The 25,346-nt window shown below is 71.2% G+C and carries 29 protein-coding genes; 21 read left to right on the top strand and 8 right to left on the bottom strand.

Going from position 1 to position 25,346, the window contains the following annotated elements:
* Positions 1-3: 3 nt before the first annotated feature.
* The 6 genes from ACQP2O_RS48095 to ACQP2O_RS48070 are packed head-to-tail and all read left to right on the top strand — an operon-like array spanning position 4 to position 4,554.
* The gene (locus ACQP2O_RS48095; RefSeq protein ID WP_433176328.1) at positions 4-276 is read left to right on the top strand and encodes an acyl carrier protein; all 273 of its coding nucleotides are present in this window, start codon (positions 4-6) and stop codon (positions 274-276) included.
* Positions 273-536, top strand: coding sequence for a hypothetical protein (locus ACQP2O_RS48090; RefSeq protein WP_433176327.1), 264 nt, complete (start codon positions 273-275; stop codon positions 534-536). The genes ACQP2O_RS48095 and ACQP2O_RS48090 overlap by 4 nt, the downstream gene beginning before the upstream one ends.
* Positions 526-1,659 (top strand): beta-ketoacyl-[acyl-carrier-protein] synthase family protein, encoded by a 1,134-nt coding sequence (locus tag ACQP2O_RS48085; protein WP_433176326.1) that lies wholly within the window; start codon positions 526-528, stop codon positions 1,657-1,659. Before ACQP2O_RS48090 ends, ACQP2O_RS48085 begins: the two co-directional genes overlap by 11 nt.
* Positions 1,656-2,249, top strand: coding sequence for a beta-ketoacyl synthase N-terminal-like domain-containing protein (locus ACQP2O_RS48080; RefSeq protein WP_433176325.1), 594 nt, complete (start codon positions 1,656-1,658; stop codon positions 2,247-2,249). Before ACQP2O_RS48085 ends, ACQP2O_RS48080 begins: the two co-directional genes overlap by 4 nt.
* Positions 2,246-3,919 (top strand): class I adenylate-forming enzyme family protein, encoded by a 1,674-nt coding sequence (locus ACQP2O_RS48075; protein ID WP_433176324.1) that lies wholly within the window; start codon positions 2,246-2,248, stop codon positions 3,917-3,919. The genes ACQP2O_RS48080 and ACQP2O_RS48075 overlap by 4 nt, the downstream gene beginning before the upstream one ends.
* Positions 3,916-4,554: a hypothetical protein gene (locus ACQP2O_RS48070; RefSeq protein ID WP_433176323.1), complete on the top strand. Its 639-nt coding sequence runs from the start codon at positions 3,916-3,918 to the stop codon at positions 4,552-4,554. The genes ACQP2O_RS48075 and ACQP2O_RS48070 overlap by 4 nt, the downstream gene beginning before the upstream one ends.
* Before the next feature lie 83 nt (positions 4,555-4,637).
* On the opposite strand, the gene ACQP2O_RS48065 is transcribed toward ACQP2O_RS48070, so the two are convergent.
* A complete protein-coding gene (locus tag ACQP2O_RS48065; protein WP_433176322.1) occupies positions 4,638-5,510 on the bottom strand; it encodes an alpha/beta fold hydrolase in 873 nt (290 codons plus the stop codon).
* Between the two features lie 135 nt (positions 5,511-5,645).
* The gene (locus ACQP2O_RS48060) at positions 5,646-6,059 is read right to left on the bottom strand and encodes an ATP-binding protein (RefSeq protein WP_433176321.1); all 414 of its coding nucleotides are present in this window, start codon (positions 6,057-6,059) and stop codon (positions 5,646-5,648) included.
* Positions 6,060-6,148: 89 nt separating this feature from the next.
* Between ACQP2O_RS48060 and ACQP2O_RS48055 the strand changes: the two genes are divergently transcribed.
* The 4 genes from ACQP2O_RS48055 to ACQP2O_RS48040 all read left to right on the top strand — a co-directional run bounded on the left by ACQP2O_RS48055 (position 6,149) and on the right by ACQP2O_RS48040 (position 8,372).
* Entirely contained in the window at positions 6,149-6,964 is an 816-nt protein-coding gene (locus ACQP2O_RS48055) for a helix-turn-helix domain-containing protein (RefSeq protein ID WP_433176320.1), read from the top strand.
* The gene (locus ACQP2O_RS48050) at positions 6,961-7,077 is read left to right on the top strand and encodes a DUF397 domain-containing protein (RefSeq protein ID WP_433176319.1); all 117 of its coding nucleotides are present in this window, start codon (positions 6,961-6,963) and stop codon (positions 7,075-7,077) included. Before ACQP2O_RS48055 ends, ACQP2O_RS48050 begins: the two co-directional genes overlap by 4 nt.
* Before the next feature lie 75 nt (positions 7,078-7,152).
* Entirely contained in the window at positions 7,153-7,623 is a 471-nt protein-coding gene (locus tag ACQP2O_RS48045; RefSeq protein WP_433176318.1) for an AAA family ATPase, read from the top strand.
* The gene (locus tag ACQP2O_RS48040) at positions 7,620-8,372 is read left to right on the top strand and encodes a tRNA(His) guanylyltransferase Thg1 family protein (protein WP_433176317.1); all 753 of its coding nucleotides are present in this window, start codon (positions 7,620-7,622) and stop codon (positions 8,370-8,372) included. Before ACQP2O_RS48045 ends, ACQP2O_RS48040 begins: the two co-directional genes overlap by 4 nt.
* A gap of 115 nt (positions 8,373-8,487) precedes the next feature.
* Here the strand turns inward: ACQP2O_RS48040 and ACQP2O_RS48035 are convergent, their stop codons facing one another.
* Complete coding sequence (locus ACQP2O_RS48035) at positions 8,488-9,135, bottom strand: hypothetical protein (RefSeq protein ID WP_433176316.1); 648 nt, start codon at positions 9,133-9,135, stop codon at positions 8,488-8,490.
* A 203-nt stretch (positions 9,136-9,338) separates the two neighbouring features.
* On the opposite strand from ACQP2O_RS48035, the gene ACQP2O_RS48030 reads away from it, so the two are divergent.
* Together ACQP2O_RS48030 and nagA are read left to right on the top strand one after the other, a co-directional pair.
* The gene (locus tag ACQP2O_RS48030) at positions 9,339-10,286 is read left to right on the top strand and encodes a helix-turn-helix domain-containing protein (RefSeq protein ID WP_433176315.1); all 948 of its coding nucleotides are present in this window, start codon (positions 9,339-9,341) and stop codon (positions 10,284-10,286) included.
* A 64-nt stretch (positions 10,287-10,350) separates the two neighbouring features.
* Positions 10,351-11,505 (top strand): N-acetylglucosamine-6-phosphate deacetylase, encoded by a 1,155-nt coding sequence (gene nagA / locus ACQP2O_RS48025; RefSeq protein ID WP_433176314.1) that lies wholly within the window; start codon positions 10,351-10,353, stop codon positions 11,503-11,505.
* Positions 11,506-11,602: 97 nt separating this feature from the next.
* Here the strand turns inward: nagA and ACQP2O_RS48020 are convergent, their stop codons facing one another.
* Positions 11,603-12,565, bottom strand: a complete 963-nt coding sequence (locus ACQP2O_RS48020) for a helix-turn-helix transcriptional regulator (RefSeq protein WP_433176313.1) — start codon at positions 12,563-12,565, stop codon at positions 11,603-11,605.
* Between the two features lie 148 nt (positions 12,566-12,713).
* Between ACQP2O_RS48020 and ACQP2O_RS48015 the strand changes: the two genes are divergently transcribed.
* Positions 12,714-14,144, top strand: coding sequence for an MFS transporter (locus ACQP2O_RS48015; RefSeq protein ID WP_433176312.1), 1,431 nt, complete (start codon positions 12,714-12,716; stop codon positions 14,142-14,144).
* Between the two features lie 101 nt (positions 14,145-14,245).
* On the opposite strand, the gene ACQP2O_RS48010 is transcribed toward ACQP2O_RS48015, so the two are convergent.
* Positions 14,246-14,455, bottom strand: coding sequence for a hypothetical protein (locus ACQP2O_RS48010; RefSeq protein WP_433176311.1), 210 nt, complete (start codon positions 14,453-14,455; stop codon positions 14,246-14,248).
* Between ACQP2O_RS48010 and ACQP2O_RS48005 the strand changes: the two genes are divergently transcribed.
* Positions 14,454-14,930 carry a hypothetical protein gene (locus ACQP2O_RS48005; RefSeq protein WP_433176310.1) on the top strand — a complete coding sequence of 159 codons (477 nt, stop codon included), beginning with the start codon at positions 14,454-14,456 and terminating at the stop codon, positions 14,928-14,930. The two genes, ACQP2O_RS48010 and ACQP2O_RS48005, sit on opposite strands and share 2 nt — an antisense overlap.
* A 16-nt stretch (positions 14,931-14,946) precedes the next feature.
* Here the strand turns inward: ACQP2O_RS48005 and ACQP2O_RS48000 are convergent, their stop codons facing one another.
* Both ACQP2O_RS48000 and glmS read right to left on the bottom strand, forming a co-directional pair.
* Positions 14,947-15,477: a DUF1697 domain-containing protein gene (locus ACQP2O_RS48000; RefSeq protein WP_433176309.1), complete on the bottom strand. Its 531-nt coding sequence runs from the start codon at positions 15,475-15,477 to the stop codon at positions 14,947-14,949.
* A gap of 4 nt (positions 15,478-15,481) precedes the next feature.
* Positions 15,482-17,326, bottom strand: coding sequence for a glutamine--fructose-6-phosphate transaminase (isomerizing) (glmS, locus tag ACQP2O_RS47995; RefSeq protein WP_433176308.1), 1,845 nt, complete (start codon positions 17,324-17,326; stop codon positions 15,482-15,484).
* A 111-nt stretch (positions 17,327-17,437) separates the two neighbouring features.
* Here glmS and coaA point away from each other — a divergent pair, with 111 nt between their 5' ends.
* On the top strand, positions 17,438-18,376 hold the full coding sequence (coaA, locus tag ACQP2O_RS47990) for a type I pantothenate kinase (protein WP_433176307.1): 939 nt from the start codon (positions 17,438-17,440) through the stop codon (positions 18,374-18,376).
* A 3-nt stretch (positions 18,377-18,379) separates the two neighbouring features.
* Here coaA and ACQP2O_RS47985 read toward each other — a convergent pair whose 3' ends face one another.
* Positions 18,380-19,756 (bottom strand): MFS transporter, encoded by a 1,377-nt coding sequence (locus tag ACQP2O_RS47985; RefSeq protein WP_433176306.1) that lies wholly within the window; start codon positions 19,754-19,756, stop codon positions 18,380-18,382.
* A gap of 177 nt (positions 19,757-19,933) precedes the next feature.
* Between ACQP2O_RS47985 and ACQP2O_RS47980 the strand changes: the two genes are divergently transcribed.
* The 6 genes from ACQP2O_RS47980 (at position 19,934) to ACQP2O_RS47955 (ending at position 25,325) form a co-directional block, all read left to right on the top strand.
* Positions 19,934-20,062: a hypothetical protein gene (locus ACQP2O_RS47980; protein ID WP_433176305.1), complete on the top strand. Its 129-nt coding sequence runs from the start codon at positions 19,934-19,936 to the stop codon at positions 20,060-20,062.
* A gap of 77 nt (positions 20,063-20,139) precedes the next feature.
* A complete protein-coding gene (locus tag ACQP2O_RS47975; protein ID WP_433176304.1) occupies positions 20,140-21,018 on the top strand; it encodes a helix-turn-helix transcriptional regulator in 879 nt (292 codons plus the stop codon).
* Between the two features lie 13 nt (positions 21,019-21,031).
* On the top strand, positions 21,032-21,388 hold the full coding sequence (locus ACQP2O_RS47970) for a holo-ACP synthase (RefSeq protein ID WP_433176303.1): 357 nt from the start codon (positions 21,032-21,034) through the stop codon (positions 21,386-21,388).
* 13 nt (positions 21,389-21,401) lie between these two features.
* Entirely contained in the window at positions 21,402-22,898 is a 1,497-nt protein-coding gene (locus ACQP2O_RS47965) for an NAD(P)H-hydrate dehydratase (protein ID WP_433191413.1), read from the top strand.
* Positions 22,899-23,100: 202 nt separating this feature from the next.
* On the top strand, positions 23,101-24,246 hold the full coding sequence (gene alr, locus ACQP2O_RS47960; RefSeq protein ID WP_433176302.1) for an alanine racemase: 1,146 nt from the start codon (positions 23,101-23,103) through the stop codon (positions 24,244-24,246).
* Positions 24,243-25,325, top strand: a complete 1,083-nt coding sequence (locus tag ACQP2O_RS47955) for an alpha/beta fold hydrolase (RefSeq protein WP_433176301.1) — start codon at positions 24,243-24,245, stop codon at positions 25,323-25,325. The genes alr and ACQP2O_RS47955 overlap by 4 nt, the downstream gene beginning before the upstream one ends.
* Positions 25,326-25,346 lie beyond the last annotated feature (21 nt).

The raw sequence follows: 25,346 nt of genomic DNA, 5'->3' as shown, positions 1-25,346 counted from the left end.
GCCATGCAGACCACCTTGCAGGAGGAGATCCGGGCGTTCGTGCTCCACACGATCGTCGCGGACATGAACCATCCGCTGGACCTCGAGGAGGTCACCGACGCCAGCCCCATGGGGACCGCCGGCATCGACCTGGACTCGCTCAGCCTCATCGAGTTGACCATGCGGCTCGAACGCCGGTTCGGCGTGGAGTTCCCCGACACCGACATCGAGCCGGTCGGCGCCATGACGCTGAGTGAGCTGGTCGCCGACGTCGTCGAGCGGGGCGCCGCGGCATGACCGCGGAGTCCGGTTCCCGGGAACGGATCACGACCGAGGCCGTACGGGAGCTGCTGTCCGATCCCAAGATCTTCCCAGGCGTGCCCGCCGGGCTCGACGACGACGCCGAGATCGCGCTGGACTCGCTCGGTGTGGTGTGGTTCCTGCACCAGCTGGACCTGCGCTACGGCCTGGAGATCGAACCGGACGAGGAGCACCTCACCGGCTTCACCTCGATCCGCCGGATCACCGAGTACCTGGCGGCCGTCCATGAGTCGTGAGGTCGTCGTCACCGGGTTCGGGGTCCGTACGGCGTTCGGCACCGGGGCGGACGCGGTTCGGGACGGCGTGTTCGACGGCAGGCCCGCGTTCCGGCCGATCACCCGCTTCGACACCGCGCCGTACCGCACCGCCGTCGCCGCCGCGTACGGGCCGCTCGCCCCGATGCGCGAGGTGCTGGCCGAGGTCGGCGGGGCGGCGGCGGGCATGGCCGCGCTGCCGAAGGGCGCGCGGGCCGCCGTTCTCGTGGGGACCGCCGGCGACTTCACCGGCCTGACCGGCTTCTGGCGCGCGGCGGAGTCCGCGGGCGACACCGCGGAGACCGTTCCCGCCTGGCAGGCCGGGGCCCTCGCGAACGAACTCGGCGTGCGCGGCCCTCGCCTGGCGTTCACCAACGCGTGCGTCGCCTCCGCGACGGCGGTCGTCCACGCCTGCTCGCTCATCGCCTCCGGCCGGGCGGACATCGCGATCTGCGCGGGCGGCTACCTGGTGGAAGAGGAGAACCTCGCCAAGTTCGGCTCCGGGCTCGCGCTGTCCCACGACGGCATGGTGCGGCCGTTCTGCGCCGACCGCAGCGGGCTGCTGCTCGGCGACGGCGCCGCCGCCGTCGTCCTCGAGTCGGCCGAGGGCGCGAAGAGCCGGGGCGCGCGGCCGCTCGCCGCGCTGACCGGCTGGGGCGCCGCCTCCGACGCCCACCACGTCGCACGCCCCCACCCCAAGGGCGTCGGCCTGGCCACCGCGGCCCGTCGGGCCCTGAACCGCGCGGGCGACCCGCGGCTCGACTACGTCAACGCCCACGGCACCGCCACCCGGCACAACGACCCCGCCGAGACCCGCGGGCTGCGCACGGTCCTCGGCCCGGACGCGGACTCGGTGCCGGTCAGCTCGACGAAGAGCACGACCGGACACCTGCTCGAGGCGTCCGGGGTGGTCGAGCTCGTCATCACCCTGCTCGCGATCCGGGACGGAGTGCTGCCGCCCACCGCGGGCTTCACCGAGCCGGACCCGGGGTGCGACCTCGACTGGGTGCCGAACCGGCCCCGCCGGGCCGAGATCCGCCGCGCGATGACCATCAACGCCGCGTTCGGCGGCGCCAACACCGCGCTGGTCCTGGAGCGAGCATGATCGCCGCGATCGCCGACGCCTCCGCGCCCATCGTCTCCGGCTTCGTCGAGTCGACCTTCAACCCGATGGTGTACGACGCCGTGCACCGCTGCCTGACCGAGCGTCCGGGCGACGGCGCCCGGACCGCGATCGTCCTGGCCAGCATGATGGGCGACGCCGCCACCCTCGACCTCGGCAGCCGCCTGCTGTCCGCCGGGCAGACGCACAACCCGCTGCTGTTCATGCAGAGCACCGCGAACGCCATCCTCGGCCGGCTCAGCCTGGAGTTCGCCGTCACCGGGCCGCTGATCTGCCTGTCCACCATGGACGACGTCGCGGCGGAACTCCTGGCCACCGCCGAGCTCCTGCTGGAGGACGAGGAGCTCGACCGGGTCGTCATCGTCGGCGTCGAACTGACCGGCACCGACCGCACCACCGCGGCCTACCGCGAACTCGGCGCGGTCCCGCCCGCCGCCGACCTGGCCGTCGCGATCCTCCTCGACCGCGGCGACCCGTTCCCCGACCCGCCCGCCGACACCCCGTCGGCCGAGCACGGCAACCTGCGCGGCCTGGTCGAGCTGGCCGCCCGGATCCAAGGGACCACGCAATGATCACGAAGGAAGAACGCGCGCAGATCTTCGCCGACGCCTCCCTCGGCGCCGGCAACGTCATTCACCGCATCAAGGCGTACGGCCGGCGGCTCGACGAACCCGTGCTGTGGACGGACGGGACCTGGCAGGCCCCCGACGGCGGCCACCCCACCGTCCTGACCCTCGGCGAACTGCACGAGGTCGTCGAGACCTACGCGGGCTGGTACCACGCGCGCGGCGTCCGGCCCCGTGACCCGGTGGCGATCCAGACGTACTCCAGCACCGAGTTCGCGATCAACTTCCTCGCGCTGACCTCGCTGGGCGCCATCCCGTCCTTCGTCAACGGCAACCTCCGCCCGGAGATCGCCCGCGAGTACGTGCGCCGCCAGGGCGCGGTCGGCGCGATCACCGACCAGGCCCACCACGCCGTGCTGGCCACCGATCTGGACCTCGGTTTCTGCGTCACCGCCGCCGACATCCGCGGCCGCGAACCGCTGCCCGCGACCTACCCGTACGCCCACCACACCAGCGACCCGATCATCATCTCGCACTCCTCCGGCACGACCGGGATGCCCAAGGCCGTCCCGCACACCCACGAGACCCTGCTGTACGCGCAGCTGCACCGGCTGAAGCTGTCGGTCGGCTCCGCGATGGGCCGGCTCCTGGTCGCGCTGCCCGGCTCCCACAACGCCTCGATCTCCGTCATGCTGTTCGGCTTCCTCCTGCGCTCGCCGGTCCTGCTGCTGTCCAGCCAGCGCGGCGCCGACGTCCTGGACGCCATGGAGGAGTTCCAGCCGACGACGGTGTTCGCGTTCGCCGGGACGTACGGGGAGATGGCCGCGCACGACCTGTCCGCCCGCGACATGGCCAGCGTCGAAGCCTGGTACAACACCGGCGACGCGGCGCACGAGGCGCACATCAAGGCGCTGATCGCGCAGGGCAGCCACCTGACCGTCGGCAAGGACCTCAAACGCCACCGCGTCCCGGGTTCCGTCTTCACCGACGGGCTGGGATCGTCGGAGACCGGCTACTCGCTCTTCCACAACGGGCACCGGCCCGGCCGCGCGTCGTTCGAACGCTGCGTCGGCAAGCCGATGAGCTTCGCCGAGGCGGCGGTCCTGTCCGAAGACGGCCGGCCGCTGCCGCCCGGCGAGATCGGCCGCATCGGCGTCCGCTCGCCCACGCTCACCCCCGGCTACTGGAACGACTCGCTGACCTTCCACCGGCTGCGGCTCGGCGGCTACTGGCTCACCGGAGACCTCGGCTACCGCGACGAGGACGGCAACTTCTACCACCTCGACCGCGCACCGGACGCCATCCGCACCGCCGCCGGGGTCGTCTTCAGCACCCGCACCGAGGAACTCCTCCTGCGCGAGTTGCCCGACCTCGACGACTGCACCGTCGTCGCCGTCGCGCCGGAGGGTGTACGCGCCGACTGGGACGGCGACGGCCTGGCCGACGCCTACGTCCTCCTCCAGGTCAGAGCCGGGGCGGAGTCGCTCGACGCGGAGTGGACGGACCGGATCAACAAGGTACTGGAGGAGGGCGGCCTGCCGCCGCTCACGGGAGCCCTGCGCATGGACGCGAGCGACGTGGTCAAGGGCGCCACCGGCAAGGTCCTCAAGCGTGAGATGCGCGAACGCTTCCGCGCCCGCGTCGCCGCCGGCGAGTTCGGCGGAGCCCCCGAATGACCGTGAACGAAACGGGCCCGGCGGCTGCGTCGCCGGGCCCCCACCCGGCCGATGACGTGCCGCGCCCGGTGGCGGAGCCCCACCTGGCGCCCGCGCCCGGCTCGGTGGCCGCACCTGGCCCGGCGGACGGCACGGACCCGGCCGTGCCGCGCCCGCGCCCGATGGACGTGTACCGGCAGTGGTGGCTGCACGACGCGCGCTGGTACCAGGGGGTGGCGAAGCGGTTCGGGCACGCCGCCGCCAACGAGATCAACGCCGAGGCCCTCCGCTACGTCGCCGTCAACGTCGGCAAACGGGTCCGCCGCCAGTTCGGCGGCGGCCCGGCCGCCGACATGGAGGAACTGCGCCGCAGGTACGACGCGTGCTCGGAGTGGATGTTCCCGAGCGAGCTGCGCGACGGCGGCACCGCCGTCGTGGCCGACGACCTGATCGAGCTGACCATGCGGCAGAACTTCGCCGTCACAATGGTCCGGATGGCCGGCTCCCTGGACGGTTACGAGTGCCCGTGCACGGACATCCACGCCGGCTGGTCGGAGGGGCTCGGCGTGGAACTCACCCGCAACTGCTCCACCGCCTGCCTCCGCACCGGCGACCCGGCCTGCCGCCTCCTCATGGGCATCGCCGACCCGCCCTGAGAGACCTCAGCCGTCGACTCGCTCCCGTCACTAAGGGCAGTGGTAACCGTAGCTACCACTGTCCGCGACCGCACTGGCGTCCGTCAGGTGGATGACCCGGTGCCGTCGGTGACGAAGTCGCGGAGCAGGGGGAACGCCTGGTCGGGGACCTCACGGAAGACGCCATGGCCGGTGTTCGGCAGGACGTGCAGTTGGACCGAAGCGTTCGTGAGTCCGGCGGCGACGCGGCGGGCGGCCGATTCGGTCGCCACCGGGTCGTCCGCGCCGGAGAGGACGAGCGTCGGACAGGTCACCTTGTCGAGCCGGTCCCACGGGTCGAACTGCGTGACGAGAACGTGCCGGAAGTGTTCGAGGACGTCGTAGTTCCACGTGATCCGGCGCAACCGGTCGGCTCCATCCGGGTCGCCGCCCGGTTTGCGGGAGTACAGCGGAAGACAGATCCGCTCCCACACCTCGCGGATGGTCTCCGCGTTCTCAGCTGCGAAGTAGCGGCGGGCGACCTCGCCGGCCTCGCTACCGCCGAGCCGTTCGAAGATGGCCAGTCGTTCCTCGACGGGCCCCGGCATGGCGCTGTCGAGCACCAGCTTGCCGATACGGTCCGGATGGCGCAGGGCCGTGATCAGCGCGACCCAGCCGCCACTGGAAGTGCCGACCAGGATGGGGTCGGCGATGCCGAGTGCGTCGCAGAAGTGGATGACATCATCCGCCCACTGCTCCCAGGTCCAGGATCCGGGGTAGCCGCGGTCGGATCGGCCGCTTCCCCGCTGGTCGAGGTAGACCACCTGGGCGAACTCGGTGGCCGCGCGGAAGACCGGCTTGAAGACCGAATGATCGGCGCCCGGCCCGCCGTGCAGCGCGACGATCGTCGGACGCTCGACCATCCTGGGCCCTTCCGGGACCAGTTCACACCCGTCGACGTCGAAGTAGAGGACGACGTCATCGACTCGGATCCGCATTGCCTCATTCTGCGATTGCCCGGGTGGTCGATCCGGGGATTGGCCAGGATCGGTCCCTGCCGCCGTTGTTGACGGCGGATACCGGGCGAACCGGACCCCGTGCCGTCCATTCCGGCGGCAACGAGTCAACAACGGCTACGAAGTGGCCGCTGCTACGTCGAACCAGACGATCACCTGGCCGTTTTCCAGGACTTCGAAGCCCCAATCCTCTGCCAGTGCCTGCATGATCGGGAGGCCGCGGCCGCCTTCGCCGTACGGGTCTTCGACGTAGTGCGGAAGGGTGTCGCCGCCCTTGTCGAGGACCTTGACGCGCACGCTGCTCTCCGCGACGAATGCGAGGACCGTGACGGTGTTCCCACGGCTGTGGCGGACGCTGTTCGTGAACGCCTCCGAGAGCAGCAGGACGGCGTCGTCGCACGCCGGATGCGTCGCGCCGAGCATTTCGGTGAGCCACCTCCTCGCGTCCGCCGCCGTCTCGGGCGTCGCGGGGAAGAGCCGGCTGTCTGTGCGTTTCGCCGGGAACCGGCCGTCGGGGATTCTCGGATTCATGCGCACAGCGTGGCCTCGGACAATTACTCTCGGCTACACATCGAACGCTCCAAGTGAAGATCGAGCACTCCACCTGTCTGGAGCCCCCCATGACCAACGAGCCGATCGATCCGAAGTCGTCCGCCCGCGCGTTCTATGCGGTCCAGCTCAAGCGGCTGCGCACCGAGCGCAAGCTGACCCAGGGCGAGCTCGGCGGCCACCCTGCGGTCATGGTCTCCGACAAGCTCATCGGCCACGTCGAGAACTGCTACCGCCCGCCGACCCTCCGACTGTCCAAGGGCTTGGACAGGGCGCTCGACCTGTGCGAATTCTTCGAGGGGGTGTACGCCGCCATCAAACGCGAGTCCGGGCCGACCCCGAGTTTCTGGGAGTACGCAGAGTATGAAGGGCTCGCATCTTCAATCAAGAGCTACCAGAACTTCCTGGTCGCCGGGCTCCTGCAAACGGAGGAGTACGCGCGGGAGATCCTGCGTGCCGGGAACAGGGCGGATCGGCTGGACGAACTCGTCGCCATCCGAATGGAACGCCAGGACATCCTGCGGCGTGACGACCCGCCGTGGCTGATCGTGTTGCTCGATGAGTCAGTCATTCGCCGCATCGTCGGCAACAGGGACGTCATGCGTCGGCAGCTAGAGCACCTGCTCGCCGTCATGAACCAGTCGAACGTCACCCTCCGCATCGTCCCTACAGACGGGGGAATTTATCCAGTCGGAGCCTTCAACCTGCTCACTTTCCGTGAGGAAGCGACGGTCGCTTATGTCGAAGGCGTCCATGGGCATGGTCAGCTAATCGACCGGGGACGACAGGTTTGCGACCTTGAAGTACTGTTCGATCAGATCGGCGCAGTGGCACTGCCGGTTGCCCAATCTGAAAAGCTGATCAAGGTCGCCTTGGAGGATCTATGATCACGCTCCACTGTCTGTCCGTGGCGTGGCGTAAGAGCAGCTACAGCGGGATGAACATTGACTCGGATTGCGTGGAGGTCATGCGGGTTGACGAGGCCACGAACCCCGAGTGACCTGAGGACCGATCGGCGCGATAGACCGGCATCTATGACGGGCCACGCGTTGATACGAGCAGGCAGGTTCTCGGGATGCCTACGCTGGCGATCCTGATCGGGCTGCAGGCGTCGGGGAAGACGACGTTCTATCGCCAAGAGCTCGCGCCTGCGTACGTGCACGTCAGCAAGGACAATTTCCCGAAGGCGCGGCATCGGCAGCGGCGGCAGATGCGGCTCGTTGAGGAGGCGCTGGCGGAGGGCCGGGACGTCGCCGTCGACAACACCAATCCCGCGCCCGAGGAGTGGCGGCCGTTGGCCGAGGCCGCGCGCCGGCATGGGGCGAAGGTCGTCGGTTACTGGTTCCCTCCGGATGTTCCCGGCACGCTGCTGCGCAACGCGGCGCGTACGGGGAAAACCCAGGTGCCCGACGTCGGGATCTATGCCACTCTCAAACGCCTGCGCCGTCCTCGGCGGCCCGACGGGTTCGACGAGATCTACGCCGTCCGGTTCGACGGGGCGGGTGGGTTCGACGTCCGGCCGTCGGCGGAGGAGGAGACGGAGTGAGGAGTAACGAGCTCGAGGCGCGGATGCGGGCGCTCGAGTGGTTCCACTCGTTGACCGTCCTGCCGGGCGCATGGGCCGTGGTCCGGGTCGACGGGCGTTCCTTCTCCCGATTCACCGAGAATCGTTTTGACAAGCCCTTCGACGTGCGGTTCTCCGGCTTCATGACCGAGGCGGCGCGCGCCCTGGTGACCGCGCTCGGTGGCCGCTACGCCTACACCGAGAGTGACGAGATCTCCGTCTTGCTCGACCGGTCCTCCGACCTGTTCGGGCGGGAGGTGGAGAAGCTCGTCTCGATCGCCGCGAGCGTCGCCACCGCCGCCTTCACCCTGGCCGTCGGCGAGCCCGTCCACTTCGACGCCCGCGTGTGGATGGGCACCGGCGTGGGCGACGTCGTCGACTATTTCTCCTGGCGGCAGGCTGACGCGGCACGCTGCGCCCTCAACGGCTGGTGCTACTGGACGCTGCGCGGCGAAGGTCGATCAGGCCGGGAGGCTACGCGGATGCTGCAGCACACGAGCGTCGCGGACAAGAACGAGCTCCTCTTCGCGCGCGGCGTCAACTTCAACGACGTGCCCGTCTGGCAGCGCCGCGGGATCGGGCTCTGGTGGGAGAGCTTCGAACGGCCGGGACGCGATCCGGTCCGGGGCGCCGTCACCGCCGTTCGGCGACGGCTGCACGTCGAGAGCGACCTTCCGATGAAGGACGACTACCGGGACCTCGTCCGGCGGATCGCCGAACCTGAGGACTGACGCGGCGCCCATAGGACGGCTGGGTGGCGTGCAGGACCACGTCCAGCGCGCGGTGCGGATCAGAGGCGTAACAGCCGCTGCCTCCCGCGCCGTTCGCCCCGACGACGGTCGACATTCAGTTCGACCGTCCGAAGACGAATCTCGACAGGGCCACGCGGTACTCGTCGGCCGACGGAGTCGCATAGACCTTCGCCCTGTCACGGTAGACGAAGGCAGATTTTGGGCAGAGCGGGCTGGCGGGGACTATCTTGGCCGACCCCACCTTATGCCCGGTGTGCGCTTCAAGGATCTTGATCTGGTAGGTCGCGGTGTACAGCCGTACTGAGCCTACGTTGTAGTCGCAATCGTCGCCGGTGGGGACCACGTGATGTCGTTCGGCGCAGGCCACCAACTGGACTCGGAGAGCGTCCGGCCCGCTTCCGCCGGGTGCCACATTCTTGCCGAAGACGTCGAGTTGTACCTCGCTCAGTCCCAGCGTCAACTGATCTTCCTTCGCGTACAGGGCGATCGGATGGGGCGGCGGGCCGGTGAAACGCGGGCTTTCGGGGTGATATCTCTTCCGGTCGCAAACGTCCTCGAGACTGCCGGCGGCCGTGGTGAGAGGTGAGTCGGTTTTCCGGTGGGGGAGCAGTGGACGGATCAGCACGGCGTAGACGATCAGGACGAGCGCAGTCAGGAGGACGCTCGCCACGGTGACCCGGAACCGGGGTACTTCTCCGGCAGGGTGCACGAGCTCGCGGCGGGAACCGTCGTACCTGGTCACCTGGCGAATCGACCTCCCTCGCGCCTGTCCCACCGGCGGCACGCTCCGCCCGGCGGCATCGATAAGAACGTTGCGGTCCGGTGTCACGTGGGTCAATAAGCGGCGGAGGAATGGGATAACGGGACGCAGTGGTCATCTTCCACCTGCTGAAATACCATCCCCCGTGGGATGCTCCACCAGCGGCGATAGGGACCACGTGCGAGATGCCCGACACGACGGAGCAGGAGGAGTTCGCCGACTACCTGCGCCTGCTGAAGAACCGGACCGGCCGTAGCTACGACGCCCTCGCCGCGCGGCTGGGCATCAGTTCCTCGACGCTTCACCGGTACTGCTCCGGGCGTCAGGTGCCGCCCGAGTACGCCGTGGCCGAACGAATCGCCCGGGAATGTGGAGCCGATCGGCAGGAACTGGCCAGGCTCCGGCATATGTGGGTTCGCGCCACCGAGACGCCTGGGAGTGCTCGGGACGCGGAGCCCGGCCCGGCGCGGGAGTCATCGGCGGTCGAGGCGTCGAGCACCGGCGAGGAACCACCCTCGGCGTACGCCACGGGCCCCGGCGCGCCGGCACCGCCCGGCCCATCGGCGTCGCGTCGGCCGATCGTAGTGATCGGCGTCGTGGTGTTGCTCATCTGCGGTCTCGGGGCATGGTGGGCGGTAGGCGGTCCGGGCGCGAGCTCCGCGCCGTCGCCGCCCGGGTCTTCGTCGACGAGGCCGGTACGCGCTGCGACGGCGCGCTCATCGCCGGCCGCCACGACGGCCACCATTCAGGACACCGCGATCGGGACCGGCGTCGGCACCGTTCAGTACACGGGAAGATCCTGGACCCGCTGCGGCGACGGCGGCGGATGCGTGACCACGCCGGATCACTCCTACTACTTCGGATACCGAGTCGGCCAGAGCTTCACGGTGCGGTTTCGCGGCAGCCAGATCAAGGTGTACGCGCCCACCGACCTCGCCGGCGGCATCGCCCGCGTGACGGTGGACGGAAGACCCGCCGGAACGGTCGACTTCCGCGCGTCCGCCGCCATCAACGGCCTGCGCTGGACGTCGGCGAACCTTGCCGACGGCGACCACGGGGTCACCTTCACCATCGGCGACACGGACCGCCAGGACAATGTGGTGCTGTTCGACCGGGCCGAGGTCACCGTGTGAGCTTCACGCGGACCGGGCCGCCGGTGAAGAGGTCTCACTCCGCCTACCTGAATAATGTGCACTTGTGATCACATTTGCGAACGCTCGGGTCGTGACCGTCCGACGTGTTCTGGATCCCGGCTGGCTGACGGTCCAGGACGGGCGGATCCGGGGCGTCGGCGCGGGTGATCCTCCGCCCGGAGACGGGCCGGTGCACGACCTCGGTGGCCGGTACGTCCTCCCCGGATTCGTCGACCTGCACATGCACGGGGGAGGCGGCGCGCAGATCACCACCGACGACCCGGAGGAGATCCTCGCGGCGGTCGCGTTCCACCGCGCGCACGGGACGACGCGTACGCTGGCCAGCCTGGTCACCGACGAACTCGACCGGATGGCCGCGTCGGTCCGTACGATCGCGGAGATCATCCGAGGCTCCAACGATCCGTCGATCGTCGGCGTGCACCTGGAAGGACCGTTCCTCAATCCGGCCAAGCGAGGGTCGCACCACGCGGAGTTCCTGCTGCCCCCGGACGTCACGGCCCTGCGGCACCTGCTGTCCGCCGGTGACGGCACCGTCAGGGTGGTGACGCTCGCGCCGGAGCTGCCCGGTGGCATGGACCTGCTGCGCGAGGTCGTCTCGGCGGATGTGATCGCCGCCGTCGGGCACACCACGGCCGACTTCGACCAGGCCCGGCAGGCGTTCGCCTCCGGGGCACGGCTGGCGACGCACCTGTTCAACGCGATGCGCGACTTCCACCACCGCGACCCGGGCCCGGCCGGCGCCGCGCTCGCCGACGACGCCGTCACCTGCGAGCTGATCAATGACGGTTTCCACGTCCACGAGGAGGCGGTCCGCATCGCCGTGGGCGCCGCGGGGCCGGAGCGGATCGCTCTCATCACCGATGCCACTCCCGCCGCCGGGATGACCGATGGCAGTTTTCACCTCGGGCCGGTTCCGGTGTTCGCCCGGGACGGCAAGGTGACGTTGTCCGACGGCACGATCGCGGGCAGCACCCTGACGATGGACGCCGCCGTACGGCATGCGGTGCACTGCGTCGGCCTCCCGATCACGACGGCGGCGATCGCCGCGGCGACGACCCCGGCCACCGTGCTCGGCATCGCCGACCGTACGGGCAGCATCCACCCCGGCAAGGACGCCGACCTCGTGGTCCTCTCGGATCGGCTGCAGGTCGAGACAGTGCTCAAGCAGGGGGCTGTCGTCCACGGCGATCTGCGCTAACGCGTCACCGGCGCCATCGGTGCGGTTTCAGCGACTTGGCCGCTATGAGGACGGTGCGTCCATGTCGTGCTCCTGCAACGGCTTATCGGGGATTCGATCAGGCCGGCCGTACGACCCGGCCTGGAGCCCCCGGAGCCGCACAGTCTCCGGAGTCGGCTCGGCTTCGCTCCCGCGCAGGCATCTCGCCTTCGAGCCCGCGGCTGCCGGCGGCGGACTCCGCGGTCAGGTCCGCGAGGAGGCGCAGGGCCGCCGCGGACGGGGAGCCCGGCTCGGCGTTCCAGACCATGATGCGTTGGCCCTGGTCGTCCGGGAGCGGCAGGACCTCCTCGGACAGGGTGAGCGTGCCGACGAGCGGGTGGCGGTACTCACGGGTGTTGTGCATGCAGTCGCCGACCGGGTGCGCGGACCACAGCGCGGCGAACTCCGGGCTCTTCATCGCCAGCTCGCCGACCAGCGCGGTCAGCGCCGGGTCGTCCGGGTAGCGGCCGGCGGCCAGGCGCAGGTAGGCGACGGCGTCGCGGGCCTTCTTCCGCCAGTCCGCGTACAGCTCGCGGGTGTGCGGGTCGAGGAACAGCAGCCGCGCCATGTTCGGCCGATCGGCCGGGCGCTCGGGGGCCTCGACGTCCAGGTGCCCGGCGATCAGCGCGTGGGCCATCCCGTTCCACGCGAGGGCGTCGGTGCGGCGCCCGATGACCATGGCGGGGGCGTTCCCGAAAGACTCGATCATCAGCCGTACGCCGGGGCGGACCCGCTCCGGGCGGGGGCGCCGCCGTGCGGCCGGGGTGGGGCGGGCGAGGCCGTGCAGGTACGCGCGTTCGCCTTCGTCGAGGTTCAGCGCGCGGGCGATCGCGTCGAGGACGGCGTCGGAGGCGTTCTGGCTCTGTCCCTGTTCCAGGCGCGTGTAGTAGGCGACGCTGACCCCGGCCAGCTGCGCGAGCTCCTCACGGCGCAGTCCCGGGACGCGGCGCCGGCCGCCGTAGTGGGTGAGCCCGACGTCCTCGGGGCGCAGCCGCGCACGGCGCGACCGCAGGAATTCTCCCAGTTCTGCCCGCTTGTCCATGCCATCCAGTATGTCGCCGTGCCGGGCGCGGAGCCTGACCCTGCCAGTGGTACGAACCCGGGGCGTACGCGAGACAGAGGGCTGGGTACGGCTCGCCGCACGCCGGAGTCTCTTCCCGTACGAACTCCCCTCACGGAAAGGGACGGTCATGGCCGTTCTGGAAGAGGTCGCCGGGCGGACCGGTGACCGGACGCGGATGACGGCGCGGCAGCGCATGGTCCTGGGGCTGCTGCTGGGCGCGCAGTTCATGCTCGCCGTCGACTTCTCGATCCTCAACGTCGCCCTGCCGGCCGTCGGCGAGGGCCTGGGTTTCGGCCTGCACGCCCTCCAATGGGTGGCGAGCGGGTTCGCGTTGCCCGCCGCCGGCCTCACCCTGCTGTCGGGACGGGTCGCGGACCTGTTCGGACGGCGGCGGATGTTCCTCATCGGCATGGCGCTGCTGGCCGCGGGGTCGCTGGTCGGCGGCCTCGCCGTCTCCCCGGCGATGCTGCTCACCGGCCGGGTGCTGCAGGGCATCGCGACCGCGATCGGCACCCCGGCGGCGCTGTCGCTGCTCACCACCTCCTTCCCGGAGGGGCCGCTGCGCTCCCGGGCGCTCGGGCTGAACGGCGCGCTGATGTCCGCAGGGTTCACCGCCGGTGCGGTCCTGGGCGGCGTGCTCACCGACCTGCTGAGCTGGCGCTGGGCGTTCCTGGTCAACGTGCCGATCGCGGTGTTCATCCTCGCCGTCACGCCGAAGCTCGTCGCCGGGGGCCGGGCCGCCGGGGGAACACGGCTCGACGTTCCGGGCGGGGTCACGGTGACGGGAGGCCTCCTCGCCCTCGTCTACGGCGTCACCGCGGCGGGGGAGCGGGGCTGGACGGCTCCGGTCACGCTGATCTCCCTGGCCGCCGCCGCGGCGCTGCTGGTGGCCTTCTGGTTCGCCGAGTCGCGGGCGGCGGCCCCGCTCGTGCCGGTACGGATCCTCCGGCGGCGCACGGTGGTCTGGGGCAACGTCGCCGGGCTCATCGCCTTCCTCACCGAGACCTCGCTGGTCTTCCTGATGACGCTGTACCTGCAGGAGGTGCTCCGCTACTCGCCGCTGGTCACCGGGCTCGCGTTCGGCGTCCTCGGCGCGGGTACCGTCACCGGCGGACTCCTCGGCGCCCGGGTGATCGCTCGGTTGGGGACGTACCGGGTGCTGGTCGGCGCGTTCGTCGTCCAGGCGGCCGCGACCGCGTCGCTGGTCGCGCTCGGCGACGCCCACCGCTGGATCCTGCTGTTCCTGGCCGCGACATTCGTCGGCGGCGTCGGCAACATGCTGGCGATCGTCGGCTTCATGGTGACCGCCACGTCCGGGCTGCCGGACGACGAGCAGGGGCTGGCCACCGGACTGGCGACCATGACGCAGCAGATCGGCATCACCATCGGGATTCCGATCATGAGCGCGATCGCCACCGCCCGTACGAGCGCCCTCGGCGGCCCGCACGCCACGGCGGTCCTCGGCGGGGTACGGCTCGCCGTGCTCGTCAACGCCGCCGTCGTTCTCGCGGGTGCCCTGCTCACGGGCCTGTCCCTGCGCCGCCGCACCGCCTCCTGACCCGAGCGGTCCTCCCGGGAGCCGTCACTTCTGGTTCAGCGATCAGTTGCCTTTCGGACATGTCCCAATAACCAACGGGTCACCCTTGTCCAGCTAGATGATCACTGAGCGATGAGGGCGTTACGGTCCTCGTCGCGCAGCCGGCCCCCGGGACGCCCGTACGGGGCCGTGAGATCGCAATCCACGCGCAGGTTCGCGAGGCGATCCGTGTTGACGGCCGTTCCGTCGAGATGAGTCGGCGGCGGCGAGATATCCGAAGGGAATTCCGCGATGGGCAATGTGAAGAGCAGGTTGGCGGCCTTGGGCGCCATGAGCGCCATCGGGGCGGCCATGGTCGTCGTCAATGCCGCGCCGGCGTCGGCCGCGGTCTGGCAGCACACGAACTGGGCCTACACGAAGGACTCCGGTGGCGCCGGAGGAAGGGCCCGAATCGAGATCTTCAAGTCGCGGGGCGGCAAGTGGGGAGGCAATTACACCCGCCTGACCAAGCTCGTCGTCCTGGACCGGGACGGCAACGACCACAAGGTCGCCTACGCGAGCGTCTGGACGAAGAACAAGAACGGGAAATGGGCGATGGTGACGACCAACGCGCCCGGCGACACCCCCCGGTACTGGCGGTACTGGGACGACTCGAAGCACGGCGATGCGCACAAGGATTACAGCTCGCTCGGCTACTACTACACGAGCGGCAGAACCATCAAGGCGCGGGTCTGCCTGGTGAACAAGGTCCTGCAGACGAGCGGTGCCAAGTACTGCAGCTGGACCACGCCGATCAGGGTGCCCTGACGCCTTTCCGTTCGGGTCACCCGTCCGCCAGCTCCAGGAGCTTCGTGACGGTGTTCCAGTTGCGGACGGTCGCCCGGACGCCGAGGCGCCTGGCCAGGATCGGTGGGAGCTTCGCCCGGCCGAGGCCGTTCGGGAAGTAAAGATAGAGGTCGTGTTCGCCCAAACCGAGCTCTTCGGGGGCGAACTCCGCCGGGTCGAGGGCGCGCAGCCGCTCGTGGTCCGGGGGCTCGGCCAGGAACGCCACGGCGAACTTGGCCGGGTCCCGGACCTCGAGGGGGTTGTTCTCGACGATCGCGCGCAGCTCTTCGGCCGTGCGCACCATCACCGGGACCGTACGGCCGAGAGCGGCGGCGAGGCCGTCCTCGATCGCGGCGGCGACCTCCTCCGCCGGCGCCTCCTGCGCGGTGAACACGGCGTTTCCACTGTTCAGATGGGTACGAACGCCGGTGTGGCCGAGCCCGGCCAGCACGTCCTTGAAATCGGCCATGGCGACCTTGGTGTCGCGGCCGACGTTGACCCCGCGCAGGAGAGCGACGTAGCGAGCCATGGCCCTACTCCACGGTCACGGACTTGGCGAGGTTACGGGGCTGGTCGACGTCGTGGCCCCGGGCGGTGGCCAGCTCGCAGGCGAACACCTGGAGCGGCACCGTCGCCACGAGCGGCTGCAGGAGCGTCGGCACGGCCGGCACCCGGATGAGCGTGTCGGCGTACGGGGCGACGGTCTCGTCGCCTTCTTCGGCGATGACGATCGTCCGGGCCCCGCGGGCGCGGATCTCCTGGATGTTGGAGACGATCTTGTCGTGGAGGATCGGCCGGGCGCGCGGCGGCACGACGACCACCACCGGCAGGTCCTGCTCGATCAGGGCGATCGGGCCGTGCTTCAGCTCACCGGCGGCGAAGCCCTCCGCGTGCATGTACGCGAGCTCCTTGAGCTTCAGCGCGCCCTCCAGGGCCACCGGGAAGCCCACGTGGCGGCCGAGGAACAGCACGCACCGCTCGTTCGCCAGGGAGCGGGCCAGCTCGCGGACCGGCTCGACCGTGCCGAGGACGGCCTCGACCTTCTCCGGCATGGTGCCGAGCAGCTGGACCATGGCGAAGACCTCGTCGCCCCACTTGGTCCCCCGGACCTGCGCGAGGTACAGCGCGATCAGGTAGACGGCGACGAGCTGGGTGAGGAACGCCTTCGTCGAGGCGACCGCGATCTCCGGGCCGGCGTGGGTGTACAGCACGCCGTCGCACTCACGCGGGATCGTCGAGCCGTTGACGTTGCAGATGCCGAGCACGTTGGCGCGCTGCTCACGCGCGTGGCGCACGGCCATCAGCGTGTCCATCGTCTCGCCGGACTGCGAGATCGCGATCACCAGGGTCGTACGGGTCAGGATCGGGTCGCGGTAGCGGAACTCGCTGGCCAGCTCCACCTCGCACGGGATCTGCGCCCAGTGCTCGATGGCGTACTTGGCGATCATCCCCGCGTGGTACGCCGTGCCGCACGCCACGATGATGATCTTCTCGACGTCGCGCAGCTGCTGGTCGGACAGGCGCATCTCGTCGAGGGTCAGCCGCCCGTCCGCGCCGACACGGCCCAGCAGGGTGTCGGCGACCGCCCGCGGCTGCTCGGCGATCTCCTTCAGCATGAAGTAGTCGTGGCCGCCCTTCTCGGCGGCGGAGACGTCCCAGTCGACGTGGTACTCCTTCACCTGCGCCGGAGTGCCGGCGAAGTCGGTGACGGTCACCCCGGACGGGCGCAGCTCGACGACCTGGTCCTGGCCGAGCTCGATCGCGTCGCGAGTGTGCGCGATGAACGCGGCCACGTCGCTGGCGAGGAAGTTCTCCCCGTCGCCGACGCCGACGACCAGCGGGGAGTTACGGCGCGCGCCGACGACGAGGTCCGGCTCGCCGGCGTGCACCGCGACCAGCGTGAACGCGCCCTCAAGGCGCCCGCAGACCCGCCGCATCGCCTCGGTCAGGCCCACGCCCTTGGCCGCCTCCTCCTCGAGGAGGTGCGCGACGGCCTCGGTGTCGGTGTCGGAGGACAGCTCGTGGCCGCGCTCCTCCAGCTCGACGCGCAGAGCCGCGAAGTTCTCGATGATGCCGTTGTGCACGACCGCGACCGCGCCGGTGCAGTCGGTGTGCGGGTGGGCGTTGCGGTCGTTCGGCGGCCCGTGGGTGGCCCAGCGGGTGTGGCCGATGCCCGCGTGGCTCTGCGGCGGCGGGCTCTCGGCGAGCGCCTCGCGCAGGTTGACCAGCTTGCCGGCCCGCTTGGTGACCGTCAGCTTCCCGTCGGCCAGAACGGCCGCGCCGGCCGAGTCGTAGCCGCGGTATTCCAGTCGGGCGAGCCCGTCGACGACCACGTCGAGAGCGGACTGCGAGCCGACGTACCCTACGATTCCGCACATGGGACGCCAGCGTAATGGCTCCAGCTGAACGACTAGACCAGTGCGGCCGCCGGCGTCCGCATCCGGCAAAGATCACCCATTGTGGGCGTCAGGGAACGCTAAGGTTTCGCCATGATCGCTGACGGGGGCGGCGTGCCCAGCCCCTATGTCGACTTCGGCCGCGAGGAGTGGCGGGAGCTGCGCGCGGGGATGCCGCTCTCGCTCACACCGGACGAGCTGGAGGCCATCCGCGGGCTGAGCGACCCCATCGACCTCGGCGAGGTCGAGCAGGTCTACCTCCCGGTGGCCCGGCTCATCGGCCTCTTCCGGGCCGCCGACGGACGCCTGCGGGACGCCGTCGGCGCCTTCCTCGGCGACCCGGTCGAACCCACCCCGTTCGTCATCGGCATCGCCGGCAGCGTCGCCGTCGGCAAGTCGACCGTGGCGCGCCTGCTGCGGACGCTGCTCGCCCGGGGGCCCGGCGAGCCGAACGTCGAGCTCGTCACCACCGACGGCTTCCTCCACCCGAACGCGACGCTCGCCGAGCGCGGGCTCATGAGCCGCAAGGGCTTCCCGGAGTCGTACGACCGCCGGGCGCTGCTGCGGTTCGTGTCCGCGGTGAAGGCGGGCGCGGCCGAGCTGTCCGTCCCGGTGTACGACCCGCTGTCCTACGACATCGCGCCCGGCGTACGGCAGGTCGTCCGGCGGCCCGACATCCTCATCGTGGAGGGCCTGAACGTGCTGCAGACCGCCCGGCCGGGCGGCCTCGCGGTGTCGGACCTGTTCGACTTCTCGCTCTACGTCGACGCCCGGATCGACGACATCCGCCGGTGGTACATCGACCGCTTCTTCGACCTGCGGCGCACGGTGTTCACCGACGACCGGTCCTTCTTCCACCCGTACGCGCAGGTGGAGGAGGACGAGGCGGCGGCGTACGCGGAGAAGCTCTGGCGGGACATCAACGAGGTCAACCTCGTGGCCAACATCCTGCCCACCCGAGACCGCGCCACCCTCGTCCTGCACAAGGACCGCGACCACCGGATCCACCGCGTACGCCTCCGCCGCATCTGAATTTCAGCGTTTTACGACCAAAAGCGAGCAGCAGGCGCCGAAGACGGCGACCGCCGCCAGCGCGGCGCCGGTCACCGCCAGGGCGTGACCGGTCGGCGGCGCCACGCTGAGGAACAGCGTGCCGAACGTCGCGACGCCCACCACCTGACCGAGCTGGCTCATCGTGACGAGCAGGCCGCTGGCGTCCGCCGCGTCCGCGACCGGGACGTCGGCGAGCGCCATCGTCAGCATCGGGCTGAACGCCCCGCCCAGGCCGAGACCGGTCAGGCCCATCGCCACCTCGAGCCCCGCCCCACCGGACTGGAAGGCCCCCAGCCCGACGTACCCGACGGCCGCCACCAGGAAGGCCGCCGGGATCATCAGGCGGTGCCACCGGGCGGGCACCCGCCGCCAGTTCAGGCTGGCCAGCGCGAAGCCTCCGGCGCCGGGGATGAAGGACAGGCCGGCCCGCAGCGGCGTCTCGCTCAGACCGCCCTGCAGGTGCAGGGCCAGGCTGAACAGGAACCCGCCGAAGGTCGCCATGCACACGAAGATCGCGGCGGCGCCGGGGAGGACGCCGGGTGTGCGCAGCAGCCGGCCCGGGATCAGCGGAGCGGTCGCCCGCCGTTGCAGGGCGACGAAGACGCCGAAGAGCACGACGCTGCCGGCCAGCATCAGCCAGCCCCACCCGGGCCAGCCCTCCTCGTGCCCGAGCACGAGCGGCACGACGAAACAGACGACCGCCGCGGACAGGCCGATCACGCCGGGGAGGTCCAGGCGGCGTCCCGGCTCGCCGGTGTCGCCCGGCAGGACGCGCGGCCCGGCGAGCAGCAGCACGATCCCGATCGGGACGTTGACGAGGAACACCGGGCGCCAGCCGGTGCCGAGGATGTCGGCGCTGACCAGGGCACCGCCGACGACCTGCCCGACGACGGCGCCGCCGGACAGCACGGCCGAGTAGAGGCTCAGCGCCCGCGCCCGGGCGGTGCCGGTGAAGGTTCGTTGGATGAGGCTCATCACCTGGGGCACCATGAGCGCGGAGCCCGCTCCCTGGACGAACCGGAACGCGATGAGCAGTCCGGCCGTCCCGGCCAGCCCGCAGGCCAGGGACGCGGCGGTGAATATCGCCAGCCCGCCCAGGAAGGCGCGCCGGTGCCCGAGGATGTCGCCGAGCCGCGCACCGGTGATGAGCAGCATGGCGTACGCGATGGTGTACCCGGCGATGACGAGTTGCAGGCCCGCGCCGGAGGCGTGCAGGTCGGTACGGATGGTGGGGGCGGCCACGTTGACCACGGTCACGTCGAGGACCGCCATGAACTGGCCGAGCATGATGATCGTTAGTAGCCCGCCGCGGCGGACCGGTGTGGGTGCCGCCGGGGCGTCGAGGGTGATCTGGGCCATGCGTCGAGCCTGTCGGCGGCGCGGTACGGGTGGTGAGAGCCCAGTGATACTGGTGTTGCCAGCACCCGCCACCGCGATTCAGCGCCCCCGCACCCCCGAGCCGCCGAGCTTCGCGCCACGAGGGTCGTCGAGGGCCGGATTCGCCGGTTCGCAGTCGGCCTTGGCGATCAACGTGTCATGATCATCGGGCTGGATTCCCGGGCAACCGGGATATACCTCATATTCCCCCTCGAGGTAGACGCCGTGAACTCACGCATCCTGGCCCTCGCCACCGCCGCCACGGGCGTGCGGCGCGCCGCCGGGTGATACGGGTGGTGGGAGTCCGCTGATACTGGTGTTGACAGCACCTGGCACGGCCGCCGGGGTTGCCGCACCATGGACGGATGACCGTGACCACCCCGCGACGGCGGACCGAGCTGGCCGCCTTCCTGCGTAGCCGCCGGGAGCGCATCACCCCCGCCCAGGTGGGCCTGGCGCCCGGCCTGCGCCGCCGTACGCCGGGCCTGCGCCGCGAGGAGGTCGCCCAGCTCGCCGGAGTCGGGGTCACCTGGTACACCTGGCTCGAACAGGGCCGGCCGATCAACGTGAGCGTCCAGATCCTCGACGCGATCGCTCGCACGCTCCGCCTCGACCAGACCGAGCGCGAGCACCTCTACCGGCTGGCGGACATCCCCTCGGTGCCCGGCCCGGCGCTCCACGACCGTCTCGAGCCCCAGGTGCAGACGGTCCTCGACAGTCTGGTGCCCCTCCCGGCCACGGTCATGACCAGCCGCTACGACGTCCTCGCGTGGAACGCCGCGTACGCGGCGATCTGGCCGAAGGTGCGGGAGAGCGACACGCCCCGGAACCTCCTGTGGCGGCTGTTCGTGACCCCGGAGTGCTGCAGCCCGATGGTGAACCGCGACGAGGAGCTGCCGCAGATGGTCGCGACGTTCCGCGGGGCGTTCGGCCGGCACCTCGGCGAGCCCTCCTGGACCGAGCTCGTCCAGAACCTGTCCTCGGCCAGCCCGGAGTTCGCCGAGATGTGGGCCGCGCACGACGTCGCCGTCCCGTCGACGCGGGTGAAGGTCTTCCGGCACGCCTCGGTCGGCGTGATCCGGCTGTCGGTGGTCAACTTCGCCGTCAACGCCACCCCGGAGACCCGGATGGCGGTCTACACGCCGGCCGACGTGGAGAGCCGCGAACGCATTCAGTGGCTGATCGACCACCCCGGCGCCCCCGCCGTCGACCACGTCCACGAGGTGACGGCCCGCGTGGAGTGATAAACCTGGTCGAGTGATCGTCGGAGTGGGGATCGACGTCGTGGACGTCGCCCGATTCGCCAGGTCGCTGGAGCGCACGCCGAACCTCGCCCTCCGGCTCTTCACCGACCACGAGCGCGAGCTGCCCGTACGGTCCCTGGCCGCGCGGTTCGCCGCCAAGGAGGCCCTGGCCAAGGCTCTCGGCGCGCCGGGCGACCTCCTGTGGCACGACGCGGAGGTGCGCCGGGCCGAGAACGGCCGCCCCACCCTGCACGTCAAGGGCACCATCGCGGAGGCGGCCCGCCGGCTGGGCATCACCACATGGCATGTGTCGCTCAGCCACGACGGCGGCGTCGCCGTCGCGGTGGTCATGGCCGAGAACGTCCGATGAGGAGGCGAGCGTGATGCGGTACGCGCACGAGGTGGAGAAGGTACGGACCGCCGAGCGAGCGCTGATGGCCCGTCTGCCCGAAGGCACGCTCATGCGGCGCGCCGCGGCCGGCCTGGCCGCGGTCTGCGCCCGGCTCCTCAGCAGCGGGCGCGAGGTCGGTCTGGGGGTCTACGGCGCGCCGATCGTCCTCCTGGTCGGCAGCGGCGACAACGGCGGCGACGCCCTGTACGCGGGCGCGGGCCTGGCCCGGCGCGGCGCGCGGGTCACCGCGATCCTCGCCGGGACCAAGACCCACGAGGGCGGGCTGGCCTCGCTCCGCGCCGCCGGCGGCAGGGCGGTGCCCGCCACGGACGAGGCCGAGGCCGCGGCCGAGATCGACCGTGCCGATCTGATCATCGACGGCATGCTCGGCATCGGCGGCCGGGGCGGCCTGCGCGAGCCGTACGCCTCCCTGGCCGGACGCGCGGCGGACAGCGGCTCGGTCGTCGTCGCCTGCGACCTGCCCAGCGGCATCGACGCGAGCACCGGCCAGGTCGACGGCGCGGCCGTCAAGGCGGACGTCACCGTCACCTTCGGCACGTACAAGCCGGGCCTGCTCGTCGACCCGGGCGCCCGGCACGCGGGTGTGGTCGAACTCGTCGACATCGGCCTCGGCCCGTACCTTTCCGACCCGGACGTCTGTGCGCCGCGCGGCGAGGACGTCGCGGCCTGGCTGCCCCGGCCGACCCACGAGTCGGACAAGTACCGGCGCGGCGTCGTCGGCGTGCTGGCGGGCGGGGAGGCCTTCACCGGGGCCGCCGTCCTCGCCGTCGGCGGGGCGGTGCACGGCGGTGCCGGCATGGTGCGGTTCGCGTCGTCCGAGCACCCGGTGGAACTGGTCCGGCACCGCTGGCCGGAGGCCGTCACCACCGTCATCGGCGACTCGCTGGACCAGGTCGGGCGCGTGCAGGCGTGGGTGGTCGGGCCCGGGCTCGGCACCGACGAACGGGCCGAGGCGCTGCTCACCCAGGCCCTCGCCTCGGACCTGCCGGTTCTCGTGGACGCCGACGGGCTCACGATCCTGTCGCGGCGCCGGGACCTGTTGTGGCGGACCCCGCCGACCCTCCTCACCCCGCACGCCGGGGAACTGGCCCGGCTGCTGGGCACGGACGCCGCCGAGGTCGAGTCGCGGCGGCTGGAGCACGTGCGCCGCGCCGCCGAGGAGCTGAACGCCACCGTCCTGCTCAAGGGCTCCACCACGGTCATCGCCGAGGCCGAACGCCCGGTGCGGGTGAACCCGACCGGCACGCCCTGGCTGGCCACGGCGGGCACCGGCGACGTCCTGTCCGGACTCACCGGCACGCTGCTGGCCGGCGGCCTGTCGGCGATCGACGCGGCGGCGGCCGCGGCGTACCTGCACGGCCTGGCCGGACGGCTGTCCGCCGACCCGCACGCCGACGGCGCCGCGCCGATCAGCGCGTACGACGTCGTCGACGCCCTGCCCGCCGCGTTCCGCACCCTGTCCGCCTGACCGGGACAGGCGGCCGGCGTCGTACGAGGCGTTCCGCGCACCCGCTCATCGGAGGGCGGTCTGTGCCGCGTGTTCGGCTGGTATTCATCTGACCGGGACGGACGGCAGATGTCGTGGCGTTCCGCGGCCGCCGGACCGGAACGCGCGGCATCCGGCACGGTCTCGCCTGACCGGGCCGCGAGGATGGCCGGAGCTCACGCCGATGGCTGCCACACTGGAACGCATGGTGAACGTCCCCGCGACAGCGCGTGTCGACCTGGCGGCGATCAGGCACAACGTCGGCGTCCTCCGCGAGAAGGCGGCGGGCGCCGAGGTCATGGTGTGCGTCAAGGCCGACGGGTACGGGCATGGCATCGTCCCGGTCGCGCACTCCGCGCTGGCGGGCGGCGCGACCTGGCTGGGCGTGGCCTCGCTCGCCGAGGCGATGACGCTGCGGCGGGCCGGCGTCGACGCGCCGCTGCTGTGCTGGCTGTACGGCCCGGGCGAGCCGTTCGAGGAGCCCATCGGCGCCGGCGTCGACCTGACCGCGAGTTCGGTGGGCCAGGTGGAGGAGATCGCGCGGGCCGCCGTGCGCGCCGGCCGTACGGCGCGGCTGCACCTCAAGGCCGACACCGGGCTGTCCCGCAACGGCGCGACCGGCGCCGAGTGGCCGTTGGTCGTCGACGCCGCGCTCCGCGCCCAGGCCGAGGGGCCGGTGCGGGTGGTGGGGCTGTGGTCGCACATGGCGTGCGCGGACGAGCCGGGCCATCCGTCGATCTCCGCGCAACTGAAGATCTTCGCCGAGGCCGTCGAACTGGCCGAGAAGGCCGGCGTACGCCCGGAGCTCCGGCACCTGGCCAACTCCGCGGCGACGCTGACGATCCCGGAGGCGCACTACGACCTCGTCCGGCCCGGCATCGCCGCGTACGGCCTGACCCCCATCCCGGGCCAGGACTTCGGCCTGCGGCCCGCGATGACCCTCACCGGGCGGCTGGTCAACGTCAAGCGGGTCCCGCCGGGCACGGGCGTGTCGTACGGGCATCGCTACCTCACCGAAGGGGAGACGACGCTCGGGCTCGTCCCCCTGGGATACGCCGACGGGATCCCGCGCAGCGGCACCAACCTCCTGGAGGTCTGGGCGGCGGGGCGCCGGCGGCGCATCGCCGGCACGGTCTGCATGGACCAGTTCGTCATCGATGTGGGCGACGACGCGATCGAGGCCGGGGACGAGGTGATCCTCTTCGGCCCGGGCGATCGGGGCGAGCCCACCGCCCAGGACTGGGCCGACCTGCTCGGCACCATCTCGTACGAGATCGTCACCCGCATCGGCGCCCGCGTCCCCCGCGTGTACGAAGGATCCCCCGTATGAACAAGAAGCGCATCGGTCTGATCGGTGCGGCGGTCGGCACGTCCGCCGCGATCGGCGTCGGCGCGGTCGTCGCCGCCCGCAAGTACGCCGTCGGGCGGGCCCGGCTGGCCCCGGACCCGGACGCGGGCGAGCCGTTCGGTGAGCTGCGCGGGCGTCCGCTGACGGTCGAGGCGACCGACGGAGTGCCGCTCCACGTCGAGATCGACGGGCCGGACGACGCCCCTTTCACGGTCGTCTTCTGTCACGGCTACGCCCTGAGCCAGGACTGCTGGCACTACCAGCGCCGCGACCTCGGCCGGGACGGCGACCTGCGGATGGTCTTCTGGGACCAGCGCAGTCACGGCCGGTCCGGGCGCAGCGACCTGACCCACGCCACCGTCGACCAGTGCGGCGCGGACCTGTTCGCGGTGCTGGAGGCCACGGTCGAGCCGGACGCGCCGGTGGTCCTGATCGGCCACTCGATGGGCGGCATGACGATCATGGCGCTGGCGGACGCCCACCCGGAGCTGTTCGAGAGCGGCCGGATCGCCGCCGTCGGTCTGATCAACACGTCCTCGGGCGAGCTGGCGGAGCTGACCCTGGGCCTGCCGATGGCGTTCGGGAAGGTGTTCAAGGCGGCGCTGCCCCGGGTGACGCGCGGCCTCGGCGGCAAGCCCGCCGAGCTGATCGACCGGGGACGGCGGGTCGGCGCCGACGTGGCGTTCATGGTCACCCGCCGGATGGCCTTCGGCGACAAGAACGTGAGCCCCGCGGTCGTGGACTTCCTGGAACAGATGATCCGGGCGACGCCGATCGACGTGATCGCGGCGTTCTACCCGACGCTCGCGGCCCACGACAAGCTCGCGGCGCTGGAGGTGTTCGAGGACGTGCCCGCGCTGGTGGTGGTCGGCGACGAGGACCGCCTGACGCCCGCCGCGCACGGGCGGGCGATCGCGCAGGCGCTGCACGACGTCGAACTCGTCGAACTGGCCGAGACGGGCCACGTCTCCATGATGGAGCATCCTGAGATCGTCACCCAGGCGCTCGTCCGGCTGATCGACCGCGCGCGCCGCGTCGAGGAAGAGGAGCGGTCGGCGTGAAACCCATCCCGGTTCCCACCG

It is taken from the genome of Actinoallomurus sp. CA-150999 (assembly GCF_050942425.1).
Taxonomy (GTDB): Bacteria; Actinomycetota; Actinomycetes; order Streptosporangiales; family Streptosporangiaceae; genus Actinoallomurus.
The sequence above is the reverse complement of the archived record's forward strand: the minus strand, read 5'-3'. Positions and strand labels throughout refer to the sequence as shown.